Consider the following 1,088-nt stretch of genomic DNA (forward strand, 5'->3'; position numbering starts at 1 on the left):
CCCGGCCCGGTCGCCCCGTGACGGGCTCGCACGACGACGGCGGCCGGGCCCGCGGCGACGGGTTCGGTCCGATCGACGAGAGGGTCGCGGTGCCGCATCCGGCGGCCCGGGAGCTGCCGGGGCACATCCGGGCCGCTCTCGACCGCATGCGGGAGAAGACCGCGGGCGAGAACACCGCGGACACCGCGGGCATCCCGTGGCAGGGCCGTGACCTCTCCGCCCCCGGCGTGGACGGCTCCGCGAACCCGTTGCACGTGTTCGACGAGGACGACGGCACCAGCCCGGCCGAGTGGACCGCCGTCATGGCGGCCCTGACGGACGGCTCCGCCGGTGAGCGGGAGGTGACGGAGGTGCTCACGCGCATCCGCGTGTTCGCCGCCGTCGTGCCCACCCTCGCCGTGGACGAGGACGACGTCCACGACCACGCCGACCACACCGGCCACGAGCACGACGTCGCGGCGCACGGGGACAAGGCCGCGGACGTGGCCCTCGTGACCATGCGCGCGCCGGACGGCCGGCAGGCGCTGCCGGTGTTCACGAACGTGCCCGCGCTGACGGCGTGGAACCCGGTCGCCCGGCCCGTGGCCGTGTGGCTGCCGCGTGCCTGCCTGTCCGCCGTGGACGAGGGCTGTGAGCTCGTCGTCATCGACGCCGGCGCCGAGCACACGTACGTGGTGCGACGTCCGGCCGTGTGGTCGCTCGCCCAGCAGAAGGAGTGGACCCCCGCCTATCGGGACCAGGAGATCGCGGACGAGATCGCCGAGGTCGCCGACCTGGTCCCGAACCTGCTGAACCTGGGTCTCGCCCCCGGGTCGGGGGTGGCCACGCACACGGGCTCCGGCGCGGTGATGAACGGAGGCGGGGCCGGGCCCGAGCTGCAGATCGTCGCGATGCCCACCCGGGACACCGACGGTGCCGGGGTGCGCCTGATGACGGCCACGCTCAGGACCCTGCTGGCAGACCTGCCGCTGCTGGCCGAACGGGCCGATTCCGTGGAGATCACGGTCCGCCGGCCCTGATCGTTCGCCCGGCCGGTCCGGTACCGTTGAGGGGGAGGGGAGGGCCCTGGTGGACCCACCCCATCCTTG

The 1,088-nt window shown here is 74.6% G+C and carries 1 protein-coding gene; it reads left to right on the forward strand.

What is annotated here, in order from left to right; genetic code table 11:
- Nucleotides 1-1,019: SseB family protein (locus AB0N07_RS51895; RefSeq protein ID WP_365848086.1), on the forward strand; the 1,019-nt coding region annotated here is incomplete at its 5' end.
- Nucleotides 1,020-1,088: the final 69 nt, after the last annotated feature.

The sequence above is a fragment of the Streptomyces sp. NPDC051172 genome (genome assembly GCF_040682555.1).
GTDB lineage: Bacteria > Actinomycetota > Actinomycetes > Streptomycetales > Streptomycetaceae > Streptomyces.